Origin of the sequence: Stenotrophomonas hibiscicola ATCC 19867 (assembly GCF_000382065.1) — a bacterium.
Taxonomy (GTDB): Bacteria; Pseudomonadota; Gammaproteobacteria; order Xanthomonadales; family Xanthomonadaceae; genus Stenotrophomonas; species Stenotrophomonas hibiscicola.
On sequence record NZ_KB907499.1, the window covers coordinates 17697 to 40645 of the forward strand.

22 protein-coding genes are annotated in these 22949 nt (G+C 68.1%); all 22 read right to left on the reverse strand.

All coding sequences use genetic code 11. From position 1 onward, the window contains the following. Positions 1-11: 11 nt before the first annotated feature. Positions 12-755: an RNA polymerase sigma factor FliA gene (locus G370_RS0104935; protein ID WP_019659593.1), complete on the reverse strand. Its 744-nt coding sequence runs from the start codon at positions 753-755 to the stop codon at positions 12-14. Then, positions 752-1639 carry a MinD/ParA family ATP-binding protein gene (locus G370_RS0104940; RefSeq protein WP_005409532.1) on the reverse strand — a complete coding sequence of 296 codons (888 nt, stop codon included), beginning with the start codon at positions 1637-1639 and terminating at the stop codon, positions 752-754. Before G370_RS0104940 ends, G370_RS0104935 begins: the two co-directional genes overlap by 4 nt. Further along, complete coding sequence (flhF, locus tag G370_RS0104945) at positions 1626-3242, reverse strand: flagellar biosynthesis GTPase FlhF (RefSeq protein WP_026346972.1); 1617 nt, start codon at positions 3240-3242, stop codon at positions 1626-1628. The genes G370_RS0104940 and flhF overlap by 14 nt, the downstream gene beginning before the upstream one ends. 145 nt (positions 3243-3387) lie before the next feature. Next, positions 3388-5448 carry a flagellar biosynthesis protein FlhA gene (gene flhA, locus G370_RS0104950; protein WP_171953159.1) on the reverse strand — a complete coding sequence of 687 codons (2061 nt, stop codon included), beginning with the start codon at positions 5446-5448 and terminating at the stop codon, positions 3388-3390. 44 nt (positions 5449-5492) lie between these two features. Further along, the gene (flhB, locus tag G370_RS0104955; protein WP_019659596.1) at positions 5493-6623 is read right to left on the reverse strand and encodes a flagellar biosynthesis protein FlhB; all 1131 of its coding nucleotides are present in this window, start codon (positions 6621-6623) and stop codon (positions 5493-5495) included. Between the two features lie 158 nt (positions 6624-6781). Beyond that, positions 6782-8917, reverse strand: a complete 2136-nt coding sequence (locus G370_RS0104960; protein WP_019659597.1) for a putative bifunctional diguanylate cyclase/phosphodiesterase — start codon at positions 8915-8917, stop codon at positions 6782-6784. Between the two features lie 274 nt (positions 8918-9191). Beyond that, on the reverse strand, positions 9192-9983 hold the full coding sequence (gene fliR / locus G370_RS0104965) for a flagellar biosynthetic protein FliR (protein ID WP_019659598.1): 792 nt from the start codon (positions 9981-9983) through the stop codon (positions 9192-9194). 13 nt (positions 9984-9996) lie between these two features. Next, complete coding sequence (locus tag G370_RS0104970; RefSeq protein ID WP_005413254.1) at positions 9997-10266, reverse strand: flagellar biosynthetic protein FliQ; 270 nt, start codon at positions 10264-10266, stop codon at positions 9997-9999. 60 nt (positions 10267-10326) lie between these two features. Next, positions 10327-11106 carry a flagellar type III secretion system pore protein FliP gene (gene fliP, locus G370_RS0104975; protein WP_019659599.1) on the reverse strand — a complete coding sequence of 260 codons (780 nt, stop codon included), beginning with the start codon at positions 11104-11106 and terminating at the stop codon, positions 10327-10329. A 1-nt stretch (position 11107) separates the two neighbouring features. Continuing rightward, on the reverse strand, positions 11108-11527 hold the full coding sequence (gene fliO, locus G370_RS0104980; RefSeq protein ID WP_019659600.1) for a flagellar biosynthetic protein FliO: 420 nt from the start codon (positions 11525-11527) through the stop codon (positions 11108-11110). Further along, the gene (gene fliN / locus G370_RS0104985) at positions 11524-11859 is read right to left on the reverse strand and encodes a flagellar motor switch protein FliN (protein ID WP_005409543.1); all 336 of its coding nucleotides are present in this window, start codon (positions 11857-11859) and stop codon (positions 11524-11526) included. Before fliN ends, fliO begins: the two co-directional genes overlap by 4 nt. Then, complete coding sequence (gene fliM, locus G370_RS0104990; protein WP_019659601.1) at positions 11856-12860, reverse strand: flagellar motor switch protein FliM; 1005 nt, start codon at positions 12858-12860, stop codon at positions 11856-11858. Before fliM ends, fliN begins: the two co-directional genes overlap by 4 nt. A 10-nt stretch (positions 12861-12870) precedes the next feature. Next, positions 12871-13386 (reverse strand): flagellar basal body-associated FliL family protein, encoded by a 516-nt coding sequence (locus G370_RS0104995; protein WP_019659602.1) that lies wholly within the window; start codon positions 13384-13386, stop codon positions 12871-12873. A gap of 137 nt (positions 13387-13523) precedes the next feature. Then, the gene (locus G370_RS0105000; protein WP_019659603.1) at positions 13524-14669 is read right to left on the reverse strand and encodes a flagellar hook-length control protein FliK; all 1146 of its coding nucleotides are present in this window, start codon (positions 14667-14669) and stop codon (positions 13524-13526) included. Continuing rightward, entirely contained in the window at positions 14669-15136 is a 468-nt protein-coding gene (fliJ, locus tag G370_RS0105005; RefSeq protein WP_019659604.1) for a flagellar export protein FliJ, read from the reverse strand. The genes G370_RS0105000 and fliJ overlap by 1 nt, the downstream gene beginning before the upstream one ends. A 3-nt stretch (positions 15137-15139) precedes the next feature. Next, on the reverse strand, positions 15140-16525 hold the full coding sequence (locus G370_RS0105010; protein WP_019659605.1) for a FliI/YscN family ATPase: 1386 nt from the start codon (positions 16523-16525) through the stop codon (positions 15140-15142). Further along, on the reverse strand, positions 16522-17163 hold the full coding sequence (locus G370_RS0105015; protein ID WP_019659606.1) for a FliH/SctL family protein: 642 nt from the start codon (positions 17161-17163) through the stop codon (positions 16522-16524). The genes G370_RS0105010 and G370_RS0105015 overlap by 4 nt, the downstream gene beginning before the upstream one ends. Then, positions 17160-18146 (reverse strand): flagellar motor switch protein FliG, encoded by a 987-nt coding sequence (fliG, locus tag G370_RS0105020; RefSeq protein ID WP_024958226.1) that lies wholly within the window; start codon positions 18144-18146, stop codon positions 17160-17162. The genes G370_RS0105015 and fliG overlap by 4 nt, the downstream gene beginning before the upstream one ends. Positions 18147-18153: 7 nt before the next feature. Then, positions 18154-19800, reverse strand: a complete 1647-nt coding sequence (gene fliF, locus G370_RS0105025) for a flagellar basal-body MS-ring/collar protein FliF (protein ID WP_010485928.1) — start codon at positions 19798-19800, stop codon at positions 18154-18156. 13 nt (positions 19801-19813) lie between these two features. Continuing rightward, a complete protein-coding gene (gene fliE, locus G370_RS0105030; RefSeq protein ID WP_005409552.1) occupies positions 19814-20179 on the reverse strand; it encodes a flagellar hook-basal body complex protein FliE in 366 nt (121 codons plus the stop codon). An 878-nt stretch (positions 20180-21057) separates the two neighbouring features. Then, positions 21058-22563, reverse strand: coding sequence for a sigma-54 dependent transcriptional regulator (locus G370_RS0105040; RefSeq protein ID WP_019659607.1), 1506 nt, complete (start codon positions 22561-22563; stop codon positions 21058-21060). After that, positions 22560-22937, reverse strand: a complete 378-nt coding sequence (locus G370_RS0105045; protein ID WP_005409556.1) for a response regulator — start codon at positions 22935-22937, stop codon at positions 22560-22562. The genes G370_RS0105040 and G370_RS0105045 overlap by 4 nt, the downstream gene beginning before the upstream one ends. Between the last annotated feature and the right edge of the window lie 12 nt (positions 22938-22949).

Sequence of the window (22949 nt, forward strand, 5' to 3'; positions counted from 1 at the left end):
CTCGGGCATGTTCACTCTTCCAGGCCGGCGTCGGCCGCCTCGAAAATCTTCAATCGTCCACGCAGGCGCAGCACGGCCTGGCCGTGTATCTGGCAGACCCGCGACTCGCTCACGCCGAGCACCGCGCCGATCTCCTTCAGGTTCAGTTCCTGCTCGTAATAGAGCGAGAGCACCAGCTGTTCGCGCTCGGGCAGGTGGCCGATGGCCTTGCCCAGCTCGCGGCCGAACTCGCCGCGCTCCAGCACCTGCTGCGGCGTCGGGCCGCCCTGGGCGACGGTATCCAGCTCGCCCTGGTCCTCGATGCGTGACTCCAGGCTCAGCACCTGGCCACGCGCGGCGTCTTCCATCAGCCGCAGGTATTCGGGCAGCGGCATCTCCATCGCGGCGGCCACTTCGGTGGCGCTGGCGGCACGGCCGGTGCTCTGTTCCAGGCGGCGGATGGTGGCAGCGGCGTCGCGTGCGCGGCGATGCACCGAGCGCGGCACCCAGTCGCCACGGCGGATCTCGTCGATCATCGAACCGCGGATGCGGATCGAGGCGTAGGTCTCGAACGAGGCGCCCTGGTCGGCGTCGTAGCTGCGCGACGCTTCGATCAGCCCCATCATGCCGGCCTGGATCAGGTCGTCCACCTCCACGCTCGCCGGCAGGCGTGCGGCCAGGTGGTGGGCGATGCGCCGCACCAGGTCCGAGTGCTGGGAGATGACCTCGTTGGCCGCCGAGCGCTGGACCTCCCGGTACTGGGCTGCGCCTTTCATGCGGCCACCCCGCGCTGCTTGAGAATGCGCTCGAGGAAGAACTCGACGCCGCCACGCGGTTCGGTCGGCGCCTGCCAGCGTGCGGTGCGGCGCGCGATCTCGGTGATCGCCAGCGCGGCCGGGCTGGACGGGTAGGCCTTCACCACCGGTTGCTGGCGCTGCACCGACAGGCGCAGCCAGTCGTCCTGCGGCACGCAGCCCAGGTAGTTCAGCGAGACATCGGCGAGGAACTTCTCGCACACGCGGGTCAGCTTTTCGTACAGCACGCGGCCCTCGTTGGGGTCGCGCACCATGTTGGCCACCACCTGGATGCGGTCCACGCCGCGCTCGCGCGACAGCACCTTGATCAGTGCGTAGGCGTCGGTGATCGAGGCCGGTTCGTCACAGACCACCACCACGGTGTCCTGCGCGGCCTGGCAGAAGGTCAGCACGCCGTCGGTGATGCCGGCGGCGGTATCGACCACCATGATGTCCAGCTCGCGTTCCAGTTCGGAGAACACGTTGACCAGGCCGACATGCTCGGCCGGGGCCAGCTCGGCCATGTGCCGGCGGCCGGAAGCGGCCGGGACCACCAGCACGCCGTTCGGGCCTTCGACGATGACGTCGTCCAGCGAGCAGCGGCCGGCCACCAGGTCGGCCAGCGTAAAGGTGGGGTTCAAGCCCAGGATCACGTCGATGTTGGCCAGGCCCAGGTCGGCGTCCAGCAGCAGCGTGCGCTTGCCCATGCCCGCCAGCGCCACAGCCAGGTTGGCCGAGACGTTGGTCTTGCCCACGCCGCCCTTGCCGCCGGTCACCGCGATGGTGCGCACAGGGCCGAGCGGCTCGCTGCGGGTGGCCGACAGCGGGAAGGTCTTGGTCAGCTTGGCGTACTCACGCGACGGCATGGTTCAACTCCGGGTTGCAGGGCATATCGGCCGCTCGGCGCAAATCTTCAAGGCGAAGTACGAGATTGGCTGCACTGGCCCGGTGCAGGTCCTCCGGGACGTCCTGGCCATCGGTCACCCAGGTGATCGGCAGGGCATGGTCCACGGCCACAGACAGGGCGTTGCCGAAGCGGCCGGTCTCGTCCAGCTTGCTCAGCACCAGACCCTGCAGGTTGGCGGCGCCGAAGCGGCGGACCACCTCGTCCATGTCGCCGAAGCTGGTATTGGCCGGCAGCACCAGCAGGGTGCGCACCTGGCGGGCGGCACGCAGCCACTGCAGCTGGGCGGCCAGCGCGCGGTCGCGCGGGCCCAGCCCGGCGGTGTCGATCAGCACCAGCTTGTAGTCCTTCAGGCGTTCCAGCAGCTGGTCCAGGTCGGTGCCGCTGTTGGCCTCGTGCACCGCGATGCCGAGCTGGCGGCCGTAGCCGTACAGCTGCTCGCGGGCGCCGATGCGGGCGGTATCGGTGGTGACCAGGGCGACGTCACGCGGCGCGTGCTTCTCGGCGAATCGCGAGGCCAGCTTGGCGATGGTGGTGGTCTTGCCGGCGCCGGTCGGGCCGACCAGGGCGATCACGCCGCCTTCTTCCAGCGGGTCGACCGGGGCGATCGGCAGCTTGCGCGAGATCAGCCCCAGCATCAGGCCGCGGCCACGATGGGCTTCGGTCTCCAGCGGGATCTGCATGGCCACGTCGCGGGCCAGGCCGGCATCGAAGCCATATTCGTCCATCAGGTCCAACGCGGTGGCGCGCACCGGGCAGCCGCGCAGGCGCTCGTCGGTGAAGCGGTTCATCTCGCGCTCGATCACCTGGCGCATGCCGGCCACTTCCTGGCGCAACTGTCGGATCTCGGCGTCGTCCTGGGCGACCACCGTCAGCACCGGAGCCGGAGCCAGGGTGGGGGCCGGCGCGGTTTCGACAATGGCATCGGCCAACGCCGGTTCGCTGGCGGCGCTGGCCGGCTGCGCGTCGGCGACGGCAGCGGTCGGCAGCGGCGGCGGCTGCACGGCCGGCGCCACGCTTTCGTGATGCGCCTCGTGCGGCGGATCGATCGGGAAGCGGGCGCGGTTGGCCGGCACGGCGGCGGCCGGTGCAACGATGGCCTCGGCGAACGGCGCGAAGATCTGTTCCGGCAGCGCCGGTTCGTTGACGGCGGCACGCGCGAGGGTGGCCGCAAAGCCGGTGCTGCCGCGGGTCGGCACGATCTCGTCGGCGCTGTCCAGGGTGCGGCCGGTGGCGCCGACCGCGGCGCGGGCGAGGGCGGCCACCGCCGAGGTGGTGGCGGCGACCGGCTCCGGTGCCGGGGTGGCGCTGCGACGGCGGGTGACGGCGGCGATCACCGCATCGGCGGCGGTGCGCGGTTTGGGCGCCGGCGGCGGCGCCACGTCGCGGCGCGAGGCTTCCAGCGCACGCTGCACGGCGCTTTCATCGTAGTTGGCGGCGGCGACGATCTCGATGCCTTCCTCGATCCGGCGGTTGGACAGGATCACGGCATCAGGACCATGTTCCTTGCGCACCAGGTTCATGGCCGAACGCATGTCGGCGGCGACGAATCGTTTGATTTTCATGCTGTGGTCACGAGGCGAAGACGGCGGAGTGGCGGCCGGGGAACTCGGGTGGTCGGTGGTCTGCACGGTGCGGGTTCCCCTTGGTATCTGTCTGTTGCGTTGGTTCGAAGGTGGTGTCTGTTTTCTGGCGCGTCGGCGGGCGGCGTCAGCTGATCGTTCCGACCAGCTTCAGGCGCTTGTCCTCCGGCACCTCGCTGTAGGCCAGGACCGACAGCGACGGAACGCTGTGGCGGACCAGGCGTGCCAGCGCGGCGCGCACCGGGCCAGGTACCAGCACGACCGCGGGCTCGTTGCGGGCTTCCTGCTTGCTGACACATTCGGCCAGACTCTGGTGCAGTCGCTCAGCGAGTCCGGGTTCCAGCGCGGCGCCGTTGCCCTGCGTGGACTCCTGCAAGACACGTTCCAATTGCGGGTTGAGGGTGAACACCGGCAGCTCCGCCGACATTCCGGCGATCTCCTGCACGATGAAGCGGCCCAGGGCGGTGCGCACGGCGGCGGTCAGCACGGCCGGGTCCTGGCTGCTGGGCGCATGTTCGACCAGTGCCTCGGCGATCTTGCGCAGCTGGCGGATCGGAATGCGCTCGACCAGCAGGTTCTGCAGCACGCGCACCACCGCCGACAGCGGCAGCGCCTTCGGCGTCAGATCTTCGACGAGCTTGGGCGCGCTCTTGGCCAGGTTGGCCAGCAGGTGTTGCACTTCCTCATGGCCGAGCAACTCAGGTGCGTGCTCGCGGATCAGGTGCGAAAGGTGGGTGGCGACCACGGTGGCCGGGTCGACCACCGTGTAGCCCAGCGTTTCGGCCTGGGCACGCTGGTGCGGTTGGATCCAGGTGGCATCGAGGCCGAACGCGGGGTCCTTGCCGGCGATGCCTTCCAGCGTGCCCAGCGCGCTGCCCGGGTCCAGCGCGAGCTCGCGGTCGGGGTGGATCTCGGCGGTGGCCACCGGCACGCCGTGCACCAGCACGCGGTAGCCGTTGGCGGGCAGTTCCAGGTTGTCGCGGATGTGTACCGATGGAATCAGGAAGCCGACATCCTGGGTCAGCTTGCGGCGAACGCCCTTGATGCGCGCCATCAGTTCGCCGCCCTGGTTGCTGTCCACCAGCGGAATCAGCCGGTAGCCGACCTCCAGGCCCAGCGGATCGACCGGGCGCAGTTCGTCCCAGCTCAGTTCGGCGGTGGGCGCCGGCGCGGCCGGGCGGCCGAGGGCGTTGAGCGCCGCCGGGTCCTTGCCCGTTGCGGCGGCATCGGCGGCCGGGGCCTGGGTCTTGCGGTACAGCTTCCAGGCAATGAAGCCGAGGATCGACGCCAGCGTCAGGAAAGCGACGTTGGGCATGCCCGGCACCAGGCCCACCAGGCCGATGATGCCGGCGGTGATCGCCAGCGCCCGGTACTGGCCGAACACCTGGCCGGTCATGGCCTGGGCCATGTCCTGCGAGCGCGAGGCGCGGGTGACCAGCATCGCCACCGCACTGGAGACCAGCAGCGCCGGCAGCTGGGCCACCAGGCCGTCACCGATCGACAACAGGGTGTAGGTGGCAGCGGCTTCACCGAAGGGCATGCCATGCTGCAGCACACCCACGGCCAGGCCGCCGAGCATGTTGATGAACAGGATCAGGATGCCGGCGATGGCGTCGCCGCGGATGAACTTGCTGGCACCGTCCATCGCACCGTAGAAGTCGGCTTCCTCGCGGACTTCTTCGCGGCGCAGCTTGGCTTCTTCACGCGTCAGCAAACCGGCGTTGAGGTCGGCGTCGATCGCCATCTGCTTGCCGGGCATCGCGTCGAGGATGAAGCGCGCGGTCACTTCCGAGACCCGGCCGGCGCCCTTGGTGATCACCACGAAGTTGATGATGGTGAGGATCGCGAACACCACGATGCCCACCGCGTAGTTGCCGCCGATCACGAATTCGCCGAAGGCGGCGATGACCTTGCCCGCGGCATCGTGGCCGTTCTGGCCGTTGAGCAGGATCACGCGGGTGGAGGCCACGTTCAGCGCCAGCCGCAGCATGGTGGTGATCAGCAGCACGATCGGGAAGATGGTGAAGTCCAGCGGGCGCTTCACGTAGACCACCGCCAGCAGCACCATCAGCGAGATGGCAATGTTGAAGGTGAACAGCGCATCGAGCACCGGCGCGGCCAGCGGCACCACGACCATGGCCAGCAGGGCCAGCACGATCAGCGGCGCGCCAAGACCCTGGCGGATCATTTCCAGGGCGCGGCGGGTGTTGAAGCCGGTGGAGGGCTGGGCGCTCACGGGCGGCCTCCCTTGCCGAATTCATCCACCTGGATGTGCGGGGCGTCCGGCATCGGGCCAGTGCGCCACGCGCGCAGCTGGTAGACGTAGGACAGGACCTGGGCGACGGCCGAATACAGTCTCACGGGGATTTCCTTTCCGAGTTGGCCCTCCCGATACAAGGCGCGTGCCAAAGGTGGGGCAGAGACGATCGCGACCTTGTTGCCGTCGGCCACTTCACGGATGCGCAGGGCGGTCTCGTCCACGCCCAGGGCGACCACGGTGGGGGCGTTCATGGCGCCGCCCTCGTACTTCAGGGCCACCGCGTAGTGGGTGGGGTTGACCACCACCACGTCGGCGGTGGGTACCGCTTCCATCATCCGGCGGTTGGCCATCTGCTGCTGCAGCTGGCGGATGCGGCCCTTGACCTCGGGGCTGCCCTCGCTTTCCTTCATTTCCCGGCGCAGCTCTTCCCGGGTCATCTTCAGCTTGCGCATCCAGTTCCAGCGCTGGTACGGCGCGTCGATGGCGGCCAGCACCAGCATCGCGCCGGCGGTGGCCAGCAGCAGGCGCAGGGTGAAGCCGAGGCCGTCGGTGATGGCCGTCTCCAGCGGGTGGTGGATCAGGCCGCGCAGGGTGTCGAAGCCGGTCCAGACCACCAGCCCGGCGGCGACGCCGACGAAGGCCACGCGCAGCAGCGATTTGGTGAACTCGGCAATGGCCTCCGGGCCGTACAGGCGCTTGAGCCCGCTCATCGGGTTCATGCGGTTGATGTCGGGCATCAACGCCTTCTGCGACCAGCGCAGGCCGCCCATCACCAGCGGGGCGACGAAGCTGGCCAGCAGGCAGACCAGCACCAGCGGCGCGATCACCAGCATGAACTGCAGCAGCAGGTCGCCGAAGTGGCCGAACAGTTCCTTCGGGTTCTGCCGCAGGCTCTGTTCCGGGCTCAGCGCCTGCTTCATCCAGGCCGTGGCGCCGCGGCCGATCGAGCCGCTCATCGCCATCACCGCCAGCACGCCGGCGCCGAACACGGCGGCCGTGCCGAGCTCGCGCGAGCGCGGCAGGTTGCCCTGTTCGCGGGCGTCGCGCAGGCGTTTTTCGGTCGGTTGTTCGGTCTTTTCGCCGGCGGATTCGTTCTCGGACATCACGGGCACTGCGGCAGGGGTTGCCGGAGGGCGTGCAAGAACCGTGCCGTGATGGGGTGTTGCCTATCCACGCGCGGCGCGGATCTATTTGTAGAGCCGAGCCCATGCTCGGCTATGTTTGGATCGGGCGCGAAGAGCAGCCGAGCGCAGGCTCGGCTCTACAGGGGAGAGTTGTCGCTGGACGGTGGGCTCTGCGCCAGCTCCACCCGCGGCCGCGGCAGGTCGTGCAGCTGCATGAAGCGCGCCGCGTCGACCGGGCGGCCGAGCAGGTAGCCCTGCAGGTAGTCGCAGCCCAGGCGCTCCAGGTAGGCGCGCTGGGCGGTGGTTTCCACGCCTTCGGCGACGATGTCCATGTCCAGCGCATGGCCCAGCGCCACGATCGCCGAGACGATCACCACGTCCTCTGCACTGTGTTCCAGGTCGCGCACGAACGCATGGTCGATCTTGATCTCGGTGGCCGGCAGCCGCTTCAGGTACAGCAAGCTGGAATAGCCAGTGCCGAAGTCATCGATGGATATGCCTACGCCCAGCGCCGACAGCGCCTGCAGCAGGCGCAGGCTGGTGTCGGTATCGCGCATCACCGTGCTTTCGGTGATTTCCAGCACCAGGTGGCGCGGAGCGATGTTGTGGCGTTCGATCACCGCGCGCACATCCTGCAGCAGGTGCGGCGAACTGAACTGCACCGGCGACAGGTTCACCGACATCGACCAGCCTTCGTGACCGGCATCGTGCCAGCGCCGCAGTTGCAGGCAGGCCTGGTCCAGCGCCCAGCGCCCGATCTCGTTGATCGCGCCGCTGCGCTCGGCCAGGCGGATGAACCGATCGGGCGGAATCAGGCCATGCTCCGGATGGTGCCAGCGGATCAACGCTTCGGCACCGGCCACCTTCTGCGTGGCCACGCGGATCTTGGGCTGGTAGTGCAGGAACAGCTGCTCGCTGCCAATGGCCCGGCGCAGGTCGGCCAGCAGCCGGAACTGTTGTTCGGCGCTGTCATTCATCCAGTCGGCGAACAGCACGAAGGCGTTGCGTCCGGATTCCTTGGCCTGGTACATCGCCGCATCGGCAAACGCCATCAGCTGCCGTTCGCTGGCAGCGTGGTCGGGGCAGATTGCCACGCCGATGCTGGCGGTTACCTGCAGTTCGTTGTCCGGCAGCAACGGGCCGCTGCCCACCGCCTGCAGGATGCGCCGGGCGAGGGTGGGCAGGTCCTCGTCGTGTTCGATGCGTACCACCAGCACGAACTCGTCACCGCCCAGTCGTGCCAGCATATCGTTGGGCCGCAGCAGCTGGCGGGTGCGCTCGGCCACCGCCACCAGCAGGGCATCGCCGGCCTGGTGGCCGTAGGCATCATTGACCTGCTTGAAGCCGTCCAGGTCCATGAACATCACGGCGAAACGGCTGCCGCCCTGCTCGGCCTCGGCCAGTGCCTGCACGATGCGACGCTGCAGCAGCAGGCGGTTGGGCAGGCGGGTGAGCGGGTCATGCAGTGCGGCCTGGGTCAGTTCCTGCTGCGCATCGGTCAACGAGGTGCTCAGCATGGAGTTGCGCAGTCGCAGCAGCTGCGCCTCCACCCGCTGGTCCAGCCAGGACACCACCAGCACCACCGCGAGGATCGCCACGGACAGCACCACCACCAGCATGGCCAGCCATTCGCTCTGCAAGCCGTCGCCGACGGCTGCGCCGCAGATGCTGCCCTCCGGAAAGCGAGCGGCGGCCATGCCGGTGTAGTGCATGCCGACGATCGCCAGGCCGAGCAGCCCCGCCGCGGCCAAGCGGTCGCCGATACGGGTGCGCTGCCCACGCAGGCGGAACGCAACATACAGGGCTGTCCACGAGGCGGCGACCGCCACCATCAGTGATAGCAGCAGCCAGCCCGGGTCGTAGTCGATGCCTGGCTGCATGCGCATTGCGGCCATGCCGACGTAGTGCATGCCGGCGATGCCGGTGCCCATCAGCAGGGCACCGCCGGCCAGCCGTGGATGCGGCAGAGTACGCAGCGAGACCAGCCACAGTGCGAATACCGACGAAGCGATCGCCAAGGCCAGCGAGAGCAGGGTGATCGGCAGGTCGTAGCCGAGCGGAATGGGGAGATCGAAGGCGAGCATGCCGATGAAGTGCATCGACCAGATGCCCAGGCCCATGGCGAAGCCACCACCGAGGCGCCACCACCAGGCCGCGGCCTTGCCGGGCGCGGTAATCGTGCGCCCGGCCATTGCCAGTGCAGTGTAGGAAGCCATCACGGCTACCAGCAGCGAGATTGCGACCAGCCACGGGTTGTACGTGCCTACCAGCATTCGTCAGTCTCCCGGACCTGCCTGTCGACGGAAACCACGGTGGGGCATGCATGAGGCAGGCCGACGCAGGGCGGCGGCCACGTGCGGCATCCCCCCGGTTGCCGCCCATTCACTCTAACGCGCAGACCCGGGGGAAGGGCAAGCAGTAGAACGTGAAATTGCGCCCCGTAGAGCCGAGCCCATGCTCGGCTGCCGCTCCTGCCGAAGACAGCCGAGCATGGGCTCGGCTCTACAGAAACAAAGGCATGGCAAGCAGTAAAACGTGATGATCAGGTCAGTGTGTGACCGCGTCCGCAGCCTGGAAGGCGGCATCGAACAGGCGCTGTACCGGCGGGCCCATTTCCCCGGCCAGCAGCGCCAGCAGGAACAGACCCAGCAGCAACGAGACCGGCAGGCCCAGCTGGATCGGATTCAGCGCCGGAGCGGCCCGGGCCAGCACGCCGAACGCCAGATTCACTGCCAGCATCGCCACCGTCAGCGGAATCGCCAGGGTCAGCGCGCCGCGTAGCACGGTCAGCAGGAAAGTCGGGGCGATGCTGAAGAACGCGTGCGGGTCCGGCAGCGGAGCGCCGATCGGCAGTGCGCGATAGCTGTCCACCAGCAGCGAGATCAGCGCCAAGTGGCCGTTGGCGGTGAAGAACAGCAGCCCGAACAGCAGATAGAACCACTGTCCGATCACGCCGGAGGTACCACCGCGCAGCGGGTCGCTCATCTGCGCGAAGGCCAGGCCGGTGCCCTGCGCGATCAGTTCGCCCGCCATCGCACCGGCTTCGAACAACAGCCGCAGCAGGAAGCCGATGGAGACGCCGATGGCCAGCTCGCGCGCGATGGTCAGCACCGTGGCGGCGTCGAAGCCGGTCCAGTCCGGCACCGGGGGCAGCAGCGGGGCCAGTGCGATGGCCAGGGTGCCAGCCACCACCACGCGCACCCGTGACGGGACGGCGCGGGTCCCGACCATCGGCATGGCCATGGCCACAGCGCCGATGCGCAGCATGGTCCACAGTACGGTGCCGATCATGCCGAAGGCCTGAAGGCCGTCGGCAGCCATCTGGGTGGCGGCGTCCATCGAAGCGCGTGTCCTAGCCGATCAGGTGCGGAATTCGCTGGAACAGCAGCGTGGTGAACTCCACCAGGTGGCCGATCAGCAGGCTGCCCAGCGCGAACAGCACCGCGGTCAGTGCCGCCGCCTTGGCAACGAAGGCGATGGTCGGTTCGTTGAGCTGGGTCGCGGCCTGCACCACGCCCACCACCACGCCCACCACCAGCACGGTGAGCAGCAGCGGGCCAGCCACCCACAACACGGTGATCAGGCCGCCACGCAGTTCAGTCAGGGCAAGTTCGGGAGACATTCGGGGGTCCATCTGTTCTTGTAGAGTCGAGCCATGCTCGACTGCGCTTTGCGCGGGATATCAAGCCGGATTGAAGCTCGCCGCCAACGTACCCACGGTCAGCACCCAGCCATCCACCAGCACGAACAGCAGGATCTTGAACGGTGCCGACACCAGCATCGGCGACAGCATCATCATGCCCATCGACATCAGCACGCTGGCCACGACCAGGTCGATGATCACGAACGGGATGAAGATCAGGAAGCCGATCTCGAAAGCGGTTTTCAGCTCGCTGGTGACAAACGATGCGACCAGTACCGGGAACGGGATCGCATCGGGGCTGGCGTAGGTGCCGTGCCCGGCGATGCCGGCGAAGGTCATCAGGTCGGTCTCGCGGATCTGCGCCAGCATGAAGGCGCGCAACGGCGTGGTGGTCAGCGTCCAGGCGGTCTGGAAGTCGATCTCGCCATTGAGGTACGGCGCCATGCCGGCGCTCCAGGCCTTGTCCCAGGTCGGCATCATTACCATCGCGGTGAGGAAGAGGGCCAGGCCCAGCAGCACCTGGTTGGACGGGGTCTGCCCGGTACCCAGCGCCTGGCGCAGCAGGCCCAGCACGATGATGATGCGGGTGAACGAGGTCAGCACCAGCAACATCGACGGGATCAGGGTGATCGCCGTCATCAGCAGCAGGGTCTGCAGCGGCAGGCTGACCGGTGCACCGCCGATCTTGCCCACGTTGATGTCCGGCAGCGGCGTGTTCGGGGCGCCGGGCGCGGCGAACGCCAGTGCCGGCAACAGGCACAGGGCAAGCAACAGCAGCCACGGCATCAGGGTGGCAAGACGGGTACGGGTGACACGCATGTCAGGGGTCCTTGCGCAGCCGCTGCTGCAGCAGCTGGGCGAAATTCGGAAGATTCTTGAAGTCCGGCACGCGCACCGGCGCCGGGGGCGGCAACGCTTCGGGCAGGGTATGCAGGGTGTTGATGCCACCGGCGGTGACGCCCAGCAGCAGTTGCTGGCCGTTGACCTCGACCACCACCACGCGCTCCTTGGCGCCCACGCTCAGGCTGGCCACCAGCTTCATGCCTTCGGCCGGGCGGAAGCCGCTGCCGGGCATGCGCTTGAGCAGCCAGCCGAGGCCGATGACCAGCGCGAGCACTGCCAGCAGCGCCAGCACCGCGCCGAACAGGCTGGGTGCGGCGGCCGCATGCTGGCCGACCTGGGGCCCGATGGGCGCGGCGGTCTTGCCGACCGCCAGCAGGGTGGAGGCCAGCAGGCTCAACGCAGTCTCCGGATCCGCTCGCTCGGGCTGACCACGTCGGTCAGGCGCACGCCGAAGCGGTCGTTGATCACCACAACCTCGCCGTGGGCGATCAGGGTACCGTTGACGAACACGTCCAGCGACTCGCCGGCACCCCGTTCCAGTTCCACCACCGAGCCCTGGTTGAGCTGCAGCAGGTTGCGGATCGGCAGGCGCGCGCGACCGACTTCCAGCGACAGAGTCACCGGTACGTCCAGGATCACGTCCAGGTTCAGGTCCGGGCCGTTCGCCTCATCGGCCTGCAGGCTGCTGAACTGGGCCGGGGTGGGTTCGAGGGCGTCGATATCGTTCATTGCGGGTCTTCCTGGATGACGGGTACGCGCGGGCGGGTGCCCGGCGGATGGGTAGCGGTGATCTTCACGGCGTTCATGCCGTTGGCGATGCCGAACTCGCCGGTGAACACCGGGATGTTCTCCACGCACAGCGGCACCTGCGGGCTCAGCTCGATCGGCAGGATGTCGCCGACCTTCAGCTGGGTCAGGTCGCGCAGGGTCATGCGCTTGCTGGCCAGTACGCTGGACAGGGTGACTTCGGCGATGTTGAGCTGCTCGCGCAGGGTCTTGCCCCAGCTCTCGTCGCGGTCGTTGCGGTCGCTCTGGATGCCGGCGTCGAGCAGTTCGCGGATCGGTTCCAGCATCGAGTACGGCAAGGTCACGTGGATATCGCCGCCGCCGCCGTCGAGCTCGACGTGCAGGCGGCACACCACCACGTATTCGCGCGGGGTCACGATGTTGGCGAAGTGCGGGTTGATCTCCGAGTTGATGTACTCGAAGTCGACATCCATCACCGGTGCCCAGGCCTCGCGCAGGTCGGCGAAGGTCTGCTTCAGCAGCAGGTGGATCACCCGCATTTCAGTGGCGGTGAACTCGCGGCCTTCGATGCGGGTCGGGTAGCGCCCGTCGCCACCGAAGAAGTTGTCGACGATCGCGAATACCAGGGTCGGCTCGAACACGATCAGGCCGGTGCCGCGCAGCGGCTTGAAGCGGATCAGGTTCAGGTTGGTCGGTACATACAGCGAGTGCATGTAGTCGTTGAACTTGATCAGTTCGATGCCGCGCACCGACAGCTCGGCCGAGCGGCGGATCAGGTTGAACAGGCCGATCCGCCACAGGCGGGCGAAACGCTCGTGGACCATTTCCAGGGTCGGCATGCGACCGCGGATGATGCGGTCCTGGCTGGCGAAGTCGTACGAGCGCGCTTCGCCTGACGGCGGTTCCGGATCGGTTTCGACCGCGCCAGTGTCCACGCCGTGGAGCAGGGCATCGATCTCGTCCTGGGACAACAGGTCATTCATCGGTGGGCCCTTACTGGGTCACGAAGCTGGTGAACAGCAGGTCGTCGGCACCATTGCTGCCGGTCTCGGCCTTGAGCACTTTCTGCACTTCGGCCAGCGACGCAGCCTGCAGCTTCTGCTTGCCGGCGACATCGGCGATCTGGTCCGGGCTGACCTGCGAGAACAGCATCAGCAGGCGTGCGCGGATGGCGGGTGCATGGGTCTTGATCGCTTCCAGCGCAGCCGGGTCACGGGTCATCAGCTGCACTTCCAGCTGCAGGTAGCGCGGACCATCGACCGGGCCATTGAGATTGACCACGAACGCCGGGTCCAGCGCGAAGTACTGCGCGGGGGCCGGGGTGGCGCTCTTCTTCGGCGCCTGCGCAGTCTTGTCTTCGTGCTTGGACTGGGTGAAGAACCAGACGCCGCCACCGGCGGCAGCGGCGGCCAGTACGGCCACCAGTGCGGTGATCAGGATCGGACTACGCGGCTTGGCGGCCTTGTCCTTCTCGGCGGTCTTCTTGGTTTTGTCAGCGGCTGCGGCCACGGGGTGAAGCTCCTGAGGGTTGCTTCACCGGGATATGCAAGGGGTGTGCCGGAGCCGGGGCAGCGGGGGGCGACGGAATTCCGTCGGGATGCCAGCCGCATCGCTCTGGTGGCTGCCAACCTTGGTTGGCACGCCTGTCAGGCGTAAGCGTCCAGCAATCCGCGCTGGCGGATCAGCTGCGCCGACGACACGCTGCCATCGCCCGGCGTCGGTTCTCCGTCGCCGGGCAGACCGCCGCCACCGGGCCGCCCCGACGCATTGCCGTCACCCCCAGGGGCCTGCTGGCCGACATCGGCATGAGCCAGCTGGAAGCCCTGTTCTCCCAGCAGTTCACGCAGGCGTGGCAGGCTGCTTTCCAGTGCCTGGCGCACGTCCACATGCGGGCTGCTGAAGCTGGCGTGCACCTTGTCGCCGTTCAACTGCAGGCGCACGTCGACCGGGCCCATGTCGTCCGGACTCAGGCGGATGTGGGCATGGCCGATCTTCTGGTCGGCCAGCCAACCCAGGCGCGCACCGATTGCCTGGTCGAAACCATCGTCGCCGAGCACCGGCTTCGGTGTCGGTTCGCCATTGAAGATGGCATTGCCCGTGGCCAGCGCGGCCTTCAGATCCTGCACAGCCGCGTTGCCCGGTGCATGCAGCAGCGGCGCCGTGGCGCGGTCGCCGATGAGGGTTGCGTCGCTGCCTTCACCGCGCTCGCCGCGCTTACCGGGCAGCACCAGCTCAGGCAACGGCAGAGTGGTCGCCTGGTCGGCCCCATTGGGGGCGTCGCCTTCGGCGGTGGCCGTAGCGGTCGCCGCTGCTGTGGAGGGCAGGGCTGCTGCGACCGGCAGTGCAGCGGGCGAGGGCAGTGCGTTGCCGTCTGCATCGGTGGCCGTCGCCACTGCTGGCAGAGCGGCGGCAGGATCGGCAGGCGTCGGTACCGCCAGTACCAGTCCTGCCAGGCCGAGCGGCGGCCATGGGGCTTCCTCGGTCGTCGCCGAGGCGTTCTTTTCGGCAGCGGGCCTGGCTTGCACCGGGGGCACCGTCGCTGCGGCCTCTTCAGGTGCGGCAGCGCTGTCCGGCCTGCGCTCGGGGCTGGACTGGCCATTGCTGTCGGATGCCGGCCCCTGTGCAGGCGACGTGGGCATGTTCGAGGGCCTGGAGGATCCATTGGCGCCCGGCGCACCACCCTGCAGCAGCTGGCTGAAATCCTTGCTGCCGTCACCGCGTGGCGCGCGCGTTGCGCTGCTGCCGGAATTCTGCGGCTGCGCGTTGGCGCTGCCGGCCAATGGCGCGGGCATCACGAGCGGCCTCCCTGCTCGGCGCCGTCCCGGTCTTCGATCTGTATCAGGCGGGCGCGGCGGGCACCGATGTCATCCATCTCGCGCTGGTCGCGGCGATCCGTCACCACCTTCTCCTGTGCGCGGTAGCTGGCGGCCAGTTGTTCCAGCACGGCCTTGTCACGGCTGGCCAGGATCAGCCGGGCGCGCTCGGCTTCCACCTTCTCGCGGTTGCCATTGACCGTGGCCTGCTGCTGTTCGACCGCACTGTCGAGGCGGTCGAGAAACGCGCGCCGGTTCAGCAGCTGCGCCGGGCTGGTCGCCGCCATCTGCGCATTCGCATACTCCTCGGCGTAGCGGCGCAGTTCGTCCAGTCGCGACAGATGGGTATCGAGCACGCGCTGGCGTTCGGCCAGATCGCGGGCCACTGCGTCCTCGTGTTCCTGGGCCCGCTTCAGCAGGGGATCGATGCGCTTGGACTGGTTCATGGCTTAACTCTCTTGTTCCACCAGGCGCTGCAGCGCCGCCTGGCTGTGCGGGAGATCTGCGGCCTTGGCAACGTCCTGGCCGAGGAACTCCATGATTTCCGGCCAGCGTTCCAGGGCTTCGTCGGTGGCCGCGTCGTTGCCGCGCTGGTAAGCGCCGATGGCGATCAGGTCACGGTTGGCCGAATACGCCGAGACCAGTCGTTTCAGTTTGCGGATGCGCAGGCGCCACGGTTCGTCGGCGATTTCCGTGACCACGCGGCTGACCGACGATTCGACGTCGATGGCCGGGTACAGACCGCTGTCGGCCACGCGCCGCGAGAGCAGGATGTGGCCGTCGAGGATCGCGCGCGCCGCATCGGCGATCGGGTCCTGCGGATCATCGCCTTCGGTGAGCACCGTGTAGAACGCAGTGATCGAGCCACGGCCCTTGGCGCCATTGCCGGCGCGTTCGACCAGTGCCGGCAGCTTGGCGAACACCGACGGTGGGTAACCGCGGGTGGTCGGCGGTTCGCCGACCGACAGGCCGATCTCGCGCTGCGCCTGAGCAAAGCGGGTCAGCGAGTCCATCAGCAGCAGCACGTTCAGTCCCTGGTCGCGGAACCATTCGGCGATGGCGGTAGCGCGGTAGGCACCGTGCAGGCGCGCCAGCGGCGGCCGGTCGGCGGGACTGGCCACCACCACGGCGCGGCGCAGGCCTTCCTCGCCCAGCGTGGTCTCGACGAAATCGCGGACTTCGCGTCCACGTTCACCGATCAGGCCGACCACGATCACGTCGGCGGCGGTATAGCGGGTCATCATGCCCAGCAGCGTCGACTTGCCGACGCCGGAGCCGGCGAACAGGCCGACACGCTGGCCGCGGCCGATCGGCAGCAGCGCGTTGATCGCGCGCACGCCCACGTCCAGCGGCTGGGTGATCGGTTCACGCGCCAGCGGATTGATCGACATGCCGGCCATGCCAACGTGGCCCTCGGCGCGGATCGGGCCCTTGCCGTCCAGCGGCACGCCATCGCTGTCGATGACGCGGCCGAGCAGCCCTTCGCCCACTTCAACGCCGCCACGGCGCGCAGACGGCACCACCCGTGCGTTGGGCAGCAGGCCGTGCAGTTCCGCGCTCGGCATCAGGTAAGTGCGCTCGCCGGCGAAGCCGACCACTTCGGCATCGACCCAGCCACCATCGACCACTTCCACCTTGCAGCTGGCACCCAGCGGCGCTTCGCAGCCGACCGCTTCCAGGGTCAGTCCGACCGCGCGGCGCAGCACGCCTTCGCGGATCAGGCCACGGCCATGGGCGGTATCCACGCGCAGGCCGTCGAGCCGACGGGCCAGGCGCAGGTTGCGGGCCATGGCCCAGTCGGCCGGTGGCGGCGTCGGCTGCGGATCGGGATTCATGTATTGGCTCCGGTCTGGCGGATCACCGCGTCCAGCGCGCCGCGCAGGCGCGCTTCCAGGGTGCCGTCGATGCGCACCGCTTCGGCGTGCACGCGAAGATCGCCGCGGCTGAGACTGGTATCCGGCACCAGGCGTTGCTGTGGCGGCAGGCTCAACAGCGGGGCGAGCGCGGCGATGTCGTCCGGGTGCAGCCGCACTTCGACCTCGCGGGTGCTGCCACCCACCGCGTCGATCGCCTCACCGACCAGCTGTGCCAGCAGTGCCGGCTCAGCTTCGTAGGCACGGCCGACCAGCGCACCGGCGATGCGTACGGCCAGCTCGCCGAGCGCGCCGACCACTTCGTTTTCCAGCCGCACCAGCGGTCGGCTGAAGTTGTCGAGGATGCCTTCGATCTGCGCGGCGAGGCGACGCACTTCGGCCTGGCCCTGGCCGTAACCTTCAGCATGGCCGTGCTGGAAGCCTTCCTTCTCGGCGCTGTCCTGTATTGCCTGGATTTCCTCCAGCGTCGGCAGCTGCAGCGGTGGCTCCGGCTCGTGTGCCGGGTCCGGCTCGGTGAGTTCGAACGCATCCTCCTGCTCCAGCACCGGTTCGGGCTGGGCCAGCAGGTCCGGGGCAAGCCAGCGCACGACGTTGCTCACAGCATGGCCTCCGCGCTGCCGCCGATGGTAACGGTGCCTTCATCGGCCATGCGTTTGACGATGGCCAGGATCTCGCGCTGGGCGCCTTCCACGTCGGACAGGCGCACCGGTCCACGGGCCTCCATGTCTTCCAGCAGAATCTCGGCCGCGCGCTGCGACATGTTGCGGGTGATCTTGTCGCGCACCTTGATGTCGGCGCCGCGCAGGGCCAGGCCCAGGCGCTCGCCGCTCACTTCGCGCAGCACAAGCTGCATCTCGCGGTCATCCAGGTCGACCAGATCGTCGAACACGAACATCAGGTCCTGGATGCGGTTGCTCAGCGGCGCATCGATGCGGGCGATTTCGCCCAGGATCGCCTGGTCCTGGCCGCTGTCCATGAAGTTCAGGATGTTGGCCGCGCACTGCACGCCACCGATGTTCGACGACTTCAGGTTCTGGTTGCCGGCGAACTGGCGCTCCATGATCTCGTTGAGTTCATTGAGCGCGTTCGGCGGAATGCCGTCGAGGGTGGCGATGCGCAGCAGCACGTCCACCCGGGTACGGTCCGGCAGCAGCTTCAGCGCGTCGGCGGCCTGGTCGGTTTCCAGGTGCGCCATCACGATGGCGATGATCTGCGGGTGCTCGTTGCGCACCAGGTCGGCCACCGCACGCGGGTCCATCCATTTCAGCGCGTCCAGGCCGGTGGTGTTGCGGCCCAGCAGGATGCGGTCGATCAGGTTGCCGGCCTTCTCGCTGCCCAGCGCCTGCACCAGCATGTTGCGGATGTAGTCGTCCGAACCCACGCCCAGCGAGGTCTTCGAGCCCAGCTCCTGGCCGAACTGGTCCATCACCCGTTCCACCTGTTCGCGGGTGATGTCGGTCATGGTGGCCATGGCGATCCCGATCTTCTGCACCTCCTTGGGTTCCATGTGGCGCAGCACTTCGGCTGCATCCAGCTCACCCAGGGACAGCAGCAGCACGGCCGCGCGCTGCACGCCGGTCAGTTGTGCCTCAGTCATTGGCCACCCAGCCCTTGACCACCTGGGCCACGCGCTTGGAGTCGGTCTTCACGGCTTCACGCGCCATCCGCAGTCGTTCCTCATATGAATCCACCGGCAGGGCCAGTGCATCCGGCCCGCCCAGGCTGGCCCGGTCGGCGCCCAGCGCCGGCAGCGGCATGCCATCGTCATCGACCAGCTGCACGTCCGCGGTGTGCGGTTCCAGTGCCTGTTCGTCGTTCTTCCTGTTCTGGCCGGTGATCGCACGCAATGCCGGGCGCAGCACGCCGAACAGCAATGCCAGCACCACCACGGCGCCCAGCAGCATGCGGCCGGCATCGTGCACCCACGGCAGCTCCCACCAGGCCGGGCCTTCGACCGGCGTGGTATCACGCACGAACGGGGCGTTCATCACCGACACGGTATCGCCACGCTCGGCATTGAAACCGACGGCCTGCTTGACCAGTGCCTCGACGCGGGTCAATTCGGCGGCCGACAGCGGCTGCGGGCTGACCTTGCCGTTGGCGCCGGCGCGCGGCACGTTGTCCACCAGGACCGCCACCGAGACGCGCTTGATGCGGCCCGCCGGCTGACGGGTGTGCTGCAGGGTGCGGTCCAGCTCGTAGTTGCGGGTGGCGTTCTTGCTGCTTTCGGTCGGCGCCTGCGCGGTGGCCGGCGCGGCCTGCTGGCCCGGCGGGCTGTTGCTGGTCGCGCCCGGCACGCCCTGCGGGCCCGGGGTGCTGGTGGTGTTCTCGCTCATCTGCTCGCTGCGCAGCTTCTGCGGTTCACCGTTGTAGAGCTCACGGGCTTCCTCGGTTACCGAGAAATCCATGTCCACGCTCACTTCCGGGTTGACGCGGCCGGGGCCGGTCATTGGTTCCAGCAGCTCGCGGATGCGCTGGTTGAACGAGGTTTCCTGGCGGCGCACCTGTTCGAACTGGGCAGCGTTGACCGCCGCCTCACTGTTCGGGTCGCTGACGCTGAGCATGCGCCCGCTCTGGTCGACCACGGTCACCCGTTCCGGGGCGAGATCCGGGATGCTGGCCGCGACCATGTGCACGATGGCGTCCACCTGGCTGCGTTCCAGCTGCTGGCCGCCACGCAGTTCCAGGGTCACCGAGGCGCTGGCCACGTCACGCTGGCGGGTGAAGGCGCTGGGCTTGGGAATGGCCAGGTGCACGCGCGAATCGCGCACCGGGCGCAGCGTGTTGATGGTGCGCGACAGCTCGGTTTCCAGCGCATGCTGGTAGCGCGCGCTTTCGACGAACTGGCTGACGCCGAAGCCCGGGTCGCGCTCCATCAGCTCGAAGCCGAGCTTGCCGCTGTCGGTCAGGCCGGAGCCGGCCAGCTTCAGGCGCGCGTCGTGCAGGTTCTTTTCCGGCACGGTGATGCCACCGGTGGCCGGGTCGAGTGCGAACGGAATCTGCGCGGCGCGCAGCAGGTCGGTCGCTTCAGCGGTCGCCTTCTGGTCCAGGCCGGTGTACAGCGGGACCATGCCCGGCTTCTGCGACCAGAAGAACACGGACAGGCCTGCCGCCACCGCCACCGCGATCATCGCCATCAGGCCCAGCCGACGGGTGATCTGCAGACTCTGCAGGCGGTCGAACCATTGCCCGGCCTTCTCGGCGTTCAGGCTGTCCTTGGAGAGCGTCAGTGCCATGCGTCAATGTTCCTTACAGCGGCATGTTCATCACGTCCTGGTAGGCCTGGACGAGACGGTTGCGGACTTCCACGGTGGCGCGGAAGGCGATCTGGGACTGCTGCGAGGCGACCATCACCTTGGCCAGGTCGGCGCTGGGGTCGCCCATTTCGAAGGCTTTGGCGAGGGCGCCGGATTTCTGTTGCGCATCGTTGACGCCGGCAATCGCACCACGCAGGGTTTCGGTGAAGCTGGCCGGCTGGGCCTGCGGTGCATCGAGCACCGTGCCCGGCAGGGCGTTGCTGCGCGGCGTTTCGCCCAGCGGGTTGAGCGCCGGCTGTCCCATCTGGGTCTGATAGGAGCGGATCTGCGAAAGGATCGAAGTGACGGAGTGGGACATCTGCAACGGTTCCAGAAACAGGGATGGGGTTGTCTGCTGGAGCCAGTGCAAGTGCCGTGCCGAAACCGGTTTTCGATTCAGTGACGTGAGGGTGTGGGTGTTTGGTGGCAGGGCTGCGCCCTGCACCCGCCGACGCGACGTCAACATCAACGTCAAAATCGGGCTATCCGTGGGGTGGCGGGGTGGGTCCGGTTGCGGGGGACGCCGTGAATACGTCCCTGTAGGCTCGGTCGCGCCATCCATGGCGCTCACGCCCCCGCAACCGGACCCACCCCGCCTTCGACAGTTGGCCGCGATCTGTTGGAACCTGCTGCTGATGGTGCTTCTGATGGTGGTGGGTGCCGACCGTTGGTCGGCACGGGGTCGGATCCGGTTGCAACGCAACCGGCTCTGACTCCGGTCGTGGCGCCATTTAACCGGCGTCGGTTTTCTGGCCTAGGGCTGCAGGGTCCATCGGCCGGAATTCTGGCGCTGGCGCGGGGCGATGGGGCCGTCGTGCTGGGTGTAGATGAAAGGGCCCTGGCGGTCTGTCTGGCAGGTCAGCAGGAGGGTGTAGTAGGCGGGACCGGCTGGGTGGCTTTCAGTCATCTGGATTGGGCAGGGTGCAGCCGGTGGCGGCGGCAATGCCGGGGCAGAGCAGGGCGGCGAGCAGGGTGAGGCGATGCATGGTGGAGCCTCGTTGGGAGGTCTCACTCCATCCTCCGGAACGCGGCAACGTTGTCTGTAGGAGCTTGTGCAAATGCGCGGCGTTGTCAGCGCGCGGCCACGGTCTCTATCCACACATGGCGTGGATCTACTGACGTCGTGCAGCGGCGCCAAAAACACCAACGCCTGGGCAAGCCCAGGCGTTCGTGCCCCCTTCATGCTGACAGCGCGCTTCAGCCGGCCAGTTCGGCCTGCTCGCGTTCGATGCCGTACTTGCGCAGCTTTTCCACCAGGGTGGTGCGGCGCAGGCCGAGCAGCTGGGCGGCGTGGGCAACCACGCCCTGGGTGCGTTCCAGTGCTTCGTTGATCAGGCCCAGTTCGATGCTGGCCATGTGGTTGCGCAGGTCCATGCCTTCGTCGGGCAGGGCGGCCGGTGCCGCCGGGCGATTGACGGCGATGCCGTGCTCCAGCGCCGGCTGGTTGCCGCTGCCTGGGGTGTGGAACGAGAAGCTGCGCAGGTCCAGGCGTTCTTCGTTGGCAACCGTAGCTGCCGGTGCCGGTGCAGCCACCGCTGCCAGTGCGGCATCGCCACGGTAGCGGGCCGGCAGGTCCTGCACGCGTACTGAACCGCCCGGATGCAGCACCGCCAGGCGCTCGACCAGGTTGGTCAGCTCGCGCACGTTGCCTGGCCATTCGTAGCTGGACAGCGCCTGCAGCGCTTCGGGAGTGAAGCGCACTTCGCCACGGCCGGTGCGGGCCAGCTGCGCGGCGATGGTTTCCACCAGCGCCGGCAGGTCCTCACGGCGCTCGCGCAACGCGGGCACTTCGATCGGGAACACGTTGAGGCGGTAGAACAGATCCTCGCGGAACTTGCCCTCGGCGATGCGGGTCTCCAGGTCGCGGTGGGTCGCGGCCACCACGCGCACGTTGCAGCGGATGGTCTGGTTGCCACCGACGCGCTCGAAGCTGCGTTCCTGCAGCACGCGCAGCAGCTTCACCTGCATCGGCAGGCTCATGTCGCCGATCTCGTCGAGCAGCAGGGTGCCGCCTTCGGCCATTTCGAAACGGCCCTTGCGCGCGGTCAGTGCGCCAGTGAAGGCACCCTTTTCGTGGCCGAACAGCTCGCTTTCCAGCAGGTCAGGCGGAATGGCGCCGCAATTGATCGCCACGAACGGGCCATCACGGCGCGGCGAACGCTGGTGGATCGCGCGCGACACCACTTCCTTGCCGGTGCCGGATTCGCCCAGCACCAGCACGGTGGTGTCGAACGCGGCCACCTGTTCGATCATGGTGCGCAGCGCGGTGACCGCCGGGCCGTTGCCGGTCGGTCCCTGCTCCTGCGCGGCACCGGCCTGGTGCTCGGCATCCAGGCGCTTGAGGCTGGCGCGGCGCAGCAGCGCTTCCATCTGCGCATGGCGCAGTGGCGTTTCCAGCGGCCAGATGTTGGCTTCGTGCAGGCCGTGCTGCTGCGCGAACGCAGCGGCATCACCGTCGGCCAGCAGTACCGGCGGCGGCAGGCTGCTGCCGCCCAGCCAGTGATATAGCGCGGTGCTGGCGGGGCTGTCGTCCAGGCTGCCGACGATCACGGCCATCCAGTCGTTCTGGCGCTGGCGACCCAGGTCGAAGTCGGCTGCGTCGGACACCCAGCGCGGGTTGAAGTCCATGAATTCCAGCAGGGCAACGGTGCGCTCCGCGCGCACGGCGTCGTTGTCCAGCACCAGGATGCGCGATTCGCTCACGACTGTTCCTCCCTGAGGCCTTCCAGGATCGGCATGACTTCCTGGATGTAGGACAGCTTGCTGACAAAGTTGTCGGCGCCGGCGCGCAACGCGTGTTCGCGGTGCTCGGCGTCGTCGAAGTGGCTGGCGATCACGATGTACGGCGCATCGTCCTGCGACTTGATCAGGCGGGTGGCCTGCAGCCCCCCCATTTCCGGCATGGCCAGATCCATCAGCACCACCTGCGGGCGCAGCGTTTCCGAGCGCTCGATCGCTTCCAGGCCGTTGCCGGCGCTGCCGACGATCTGCAGCCAGTCGATCTTGCGGAAATGGCGCATCGCCGCGTTGATGAAGCCCTCGTGGTCATCGACCAGCAGGACCGTGAGCTTGTTCATGTCCAACATCCT

Coding starts and splice junctions, on each gene's coding strand:
- fliN (WP_005409543.1), bottom strand. CDS start 11,859: ATGAACGATATCGACGCCCTCGAACCCACCCCGGCCCAGTTCAGCAGC.
- fliE (WP_005409552.1), bottom strand. CDS start 20,179: ATGTCCCACTCCGTCACTTCGATCCTTTCGCAGATCCGCTCCTATCAG.
- fliF (WP_010485928.1), bottom strand. CDS start 19,800: ATGGCACTGACGCTCTCCAAGGACAGCCTGAACGCCGAGAAGGCCGGG.
- G370_RS0104960 (WP_019659597.1), bottom strand. CDS start 8,917: ATGCTGGTAGGCACGTACAACCCGTGGCTGGTCGCAATCTCGCTGCTG.
- G370_RS0104970 (WP_005413254.1), bottom strand. CDS start 10,266: ATGTCTCCCGAACTTGCCCTGACTGAACTGCGTGGCGGCCTGATCACC.
- flhB (WP_019659596.1), bottom strand. CDS start 6,623: ATGTCCGAGAACGAATCCGCCGGCGAAAAGACCGAACAACCGACCGAA.
- fliJ (WP_019659604.1), bottom strand. CDS start 15,136: ATGAACCAGTCCAAGCGCATCGATCCCCTGCTGAAGCGGGCCCAGGAA.
- fliP (WP_019659599.1), bottom strand. CDS start 11,106: ATGCGTGTCACCCGTACCCGTCTTGCCACCCTGATGCCGTGGCTGCTG.
- G370_RS0105045 (WP_005409556.1), bottom strand. CDS start 22,937: ATGAACAAGCTCACGGTCCTGCTGGTCGATGACCACGAGGGCTTCATC.
- flhF (WP_026346972.1), bottom strand. CDS start 3,242: ATGAAAATCAAACGATTCGTCGCCGCCGACATGCGTTCGGCCATGAAC.
- G370_RS0104935 (WP_019659593.1), bottom strand. CDS start 755: ATGAAAGGCGCAGCCCAGTACCGGGAGGTCCAGCGCTCGGCGGCCAAC.
- fliM (WP_019659601.1), bottom strand. CDS start 12,860: ATGAATGACCTGTTGTCCCAGGACGAGATCGATGCCCTGCTCCACGGC.
- fliR (WP_019659598.1), bottom strand. CDS start 9,983: ATGGACGCCGCCACCCAGATGGCTGCCGACGGCCTTCAGGCCTTCGGC.
- G370_RS0105000 (WP_019659603.1), bottom strand. CDS start 14,669: ATGCCCGCGCCATTGGCCGGCAGCGCCAACGCGCAGCCGCAGAATTCC.
- G370_RS0104940 (WP_005409532.1), bottom strand. CDS start 1,639: ATGCCGTCGCGTGAGTACGCCAAGCTGACCAAGACCTTCCCGCTGTCG.
- G370_RS0105010 (WP_019659605.1), bottom strand. CDS start 16,525: ATGAATCCCGATCCGCAGCCGACGCCGCCACCGGCCGACTGGGCCATG.
- flhA (WP_171953159.1), bottom strand. CDS start 5,448: ATGATCCGCCAGGGTCTTGGCGCGCCGCTGATCGTGCTGGCCCTGCTG.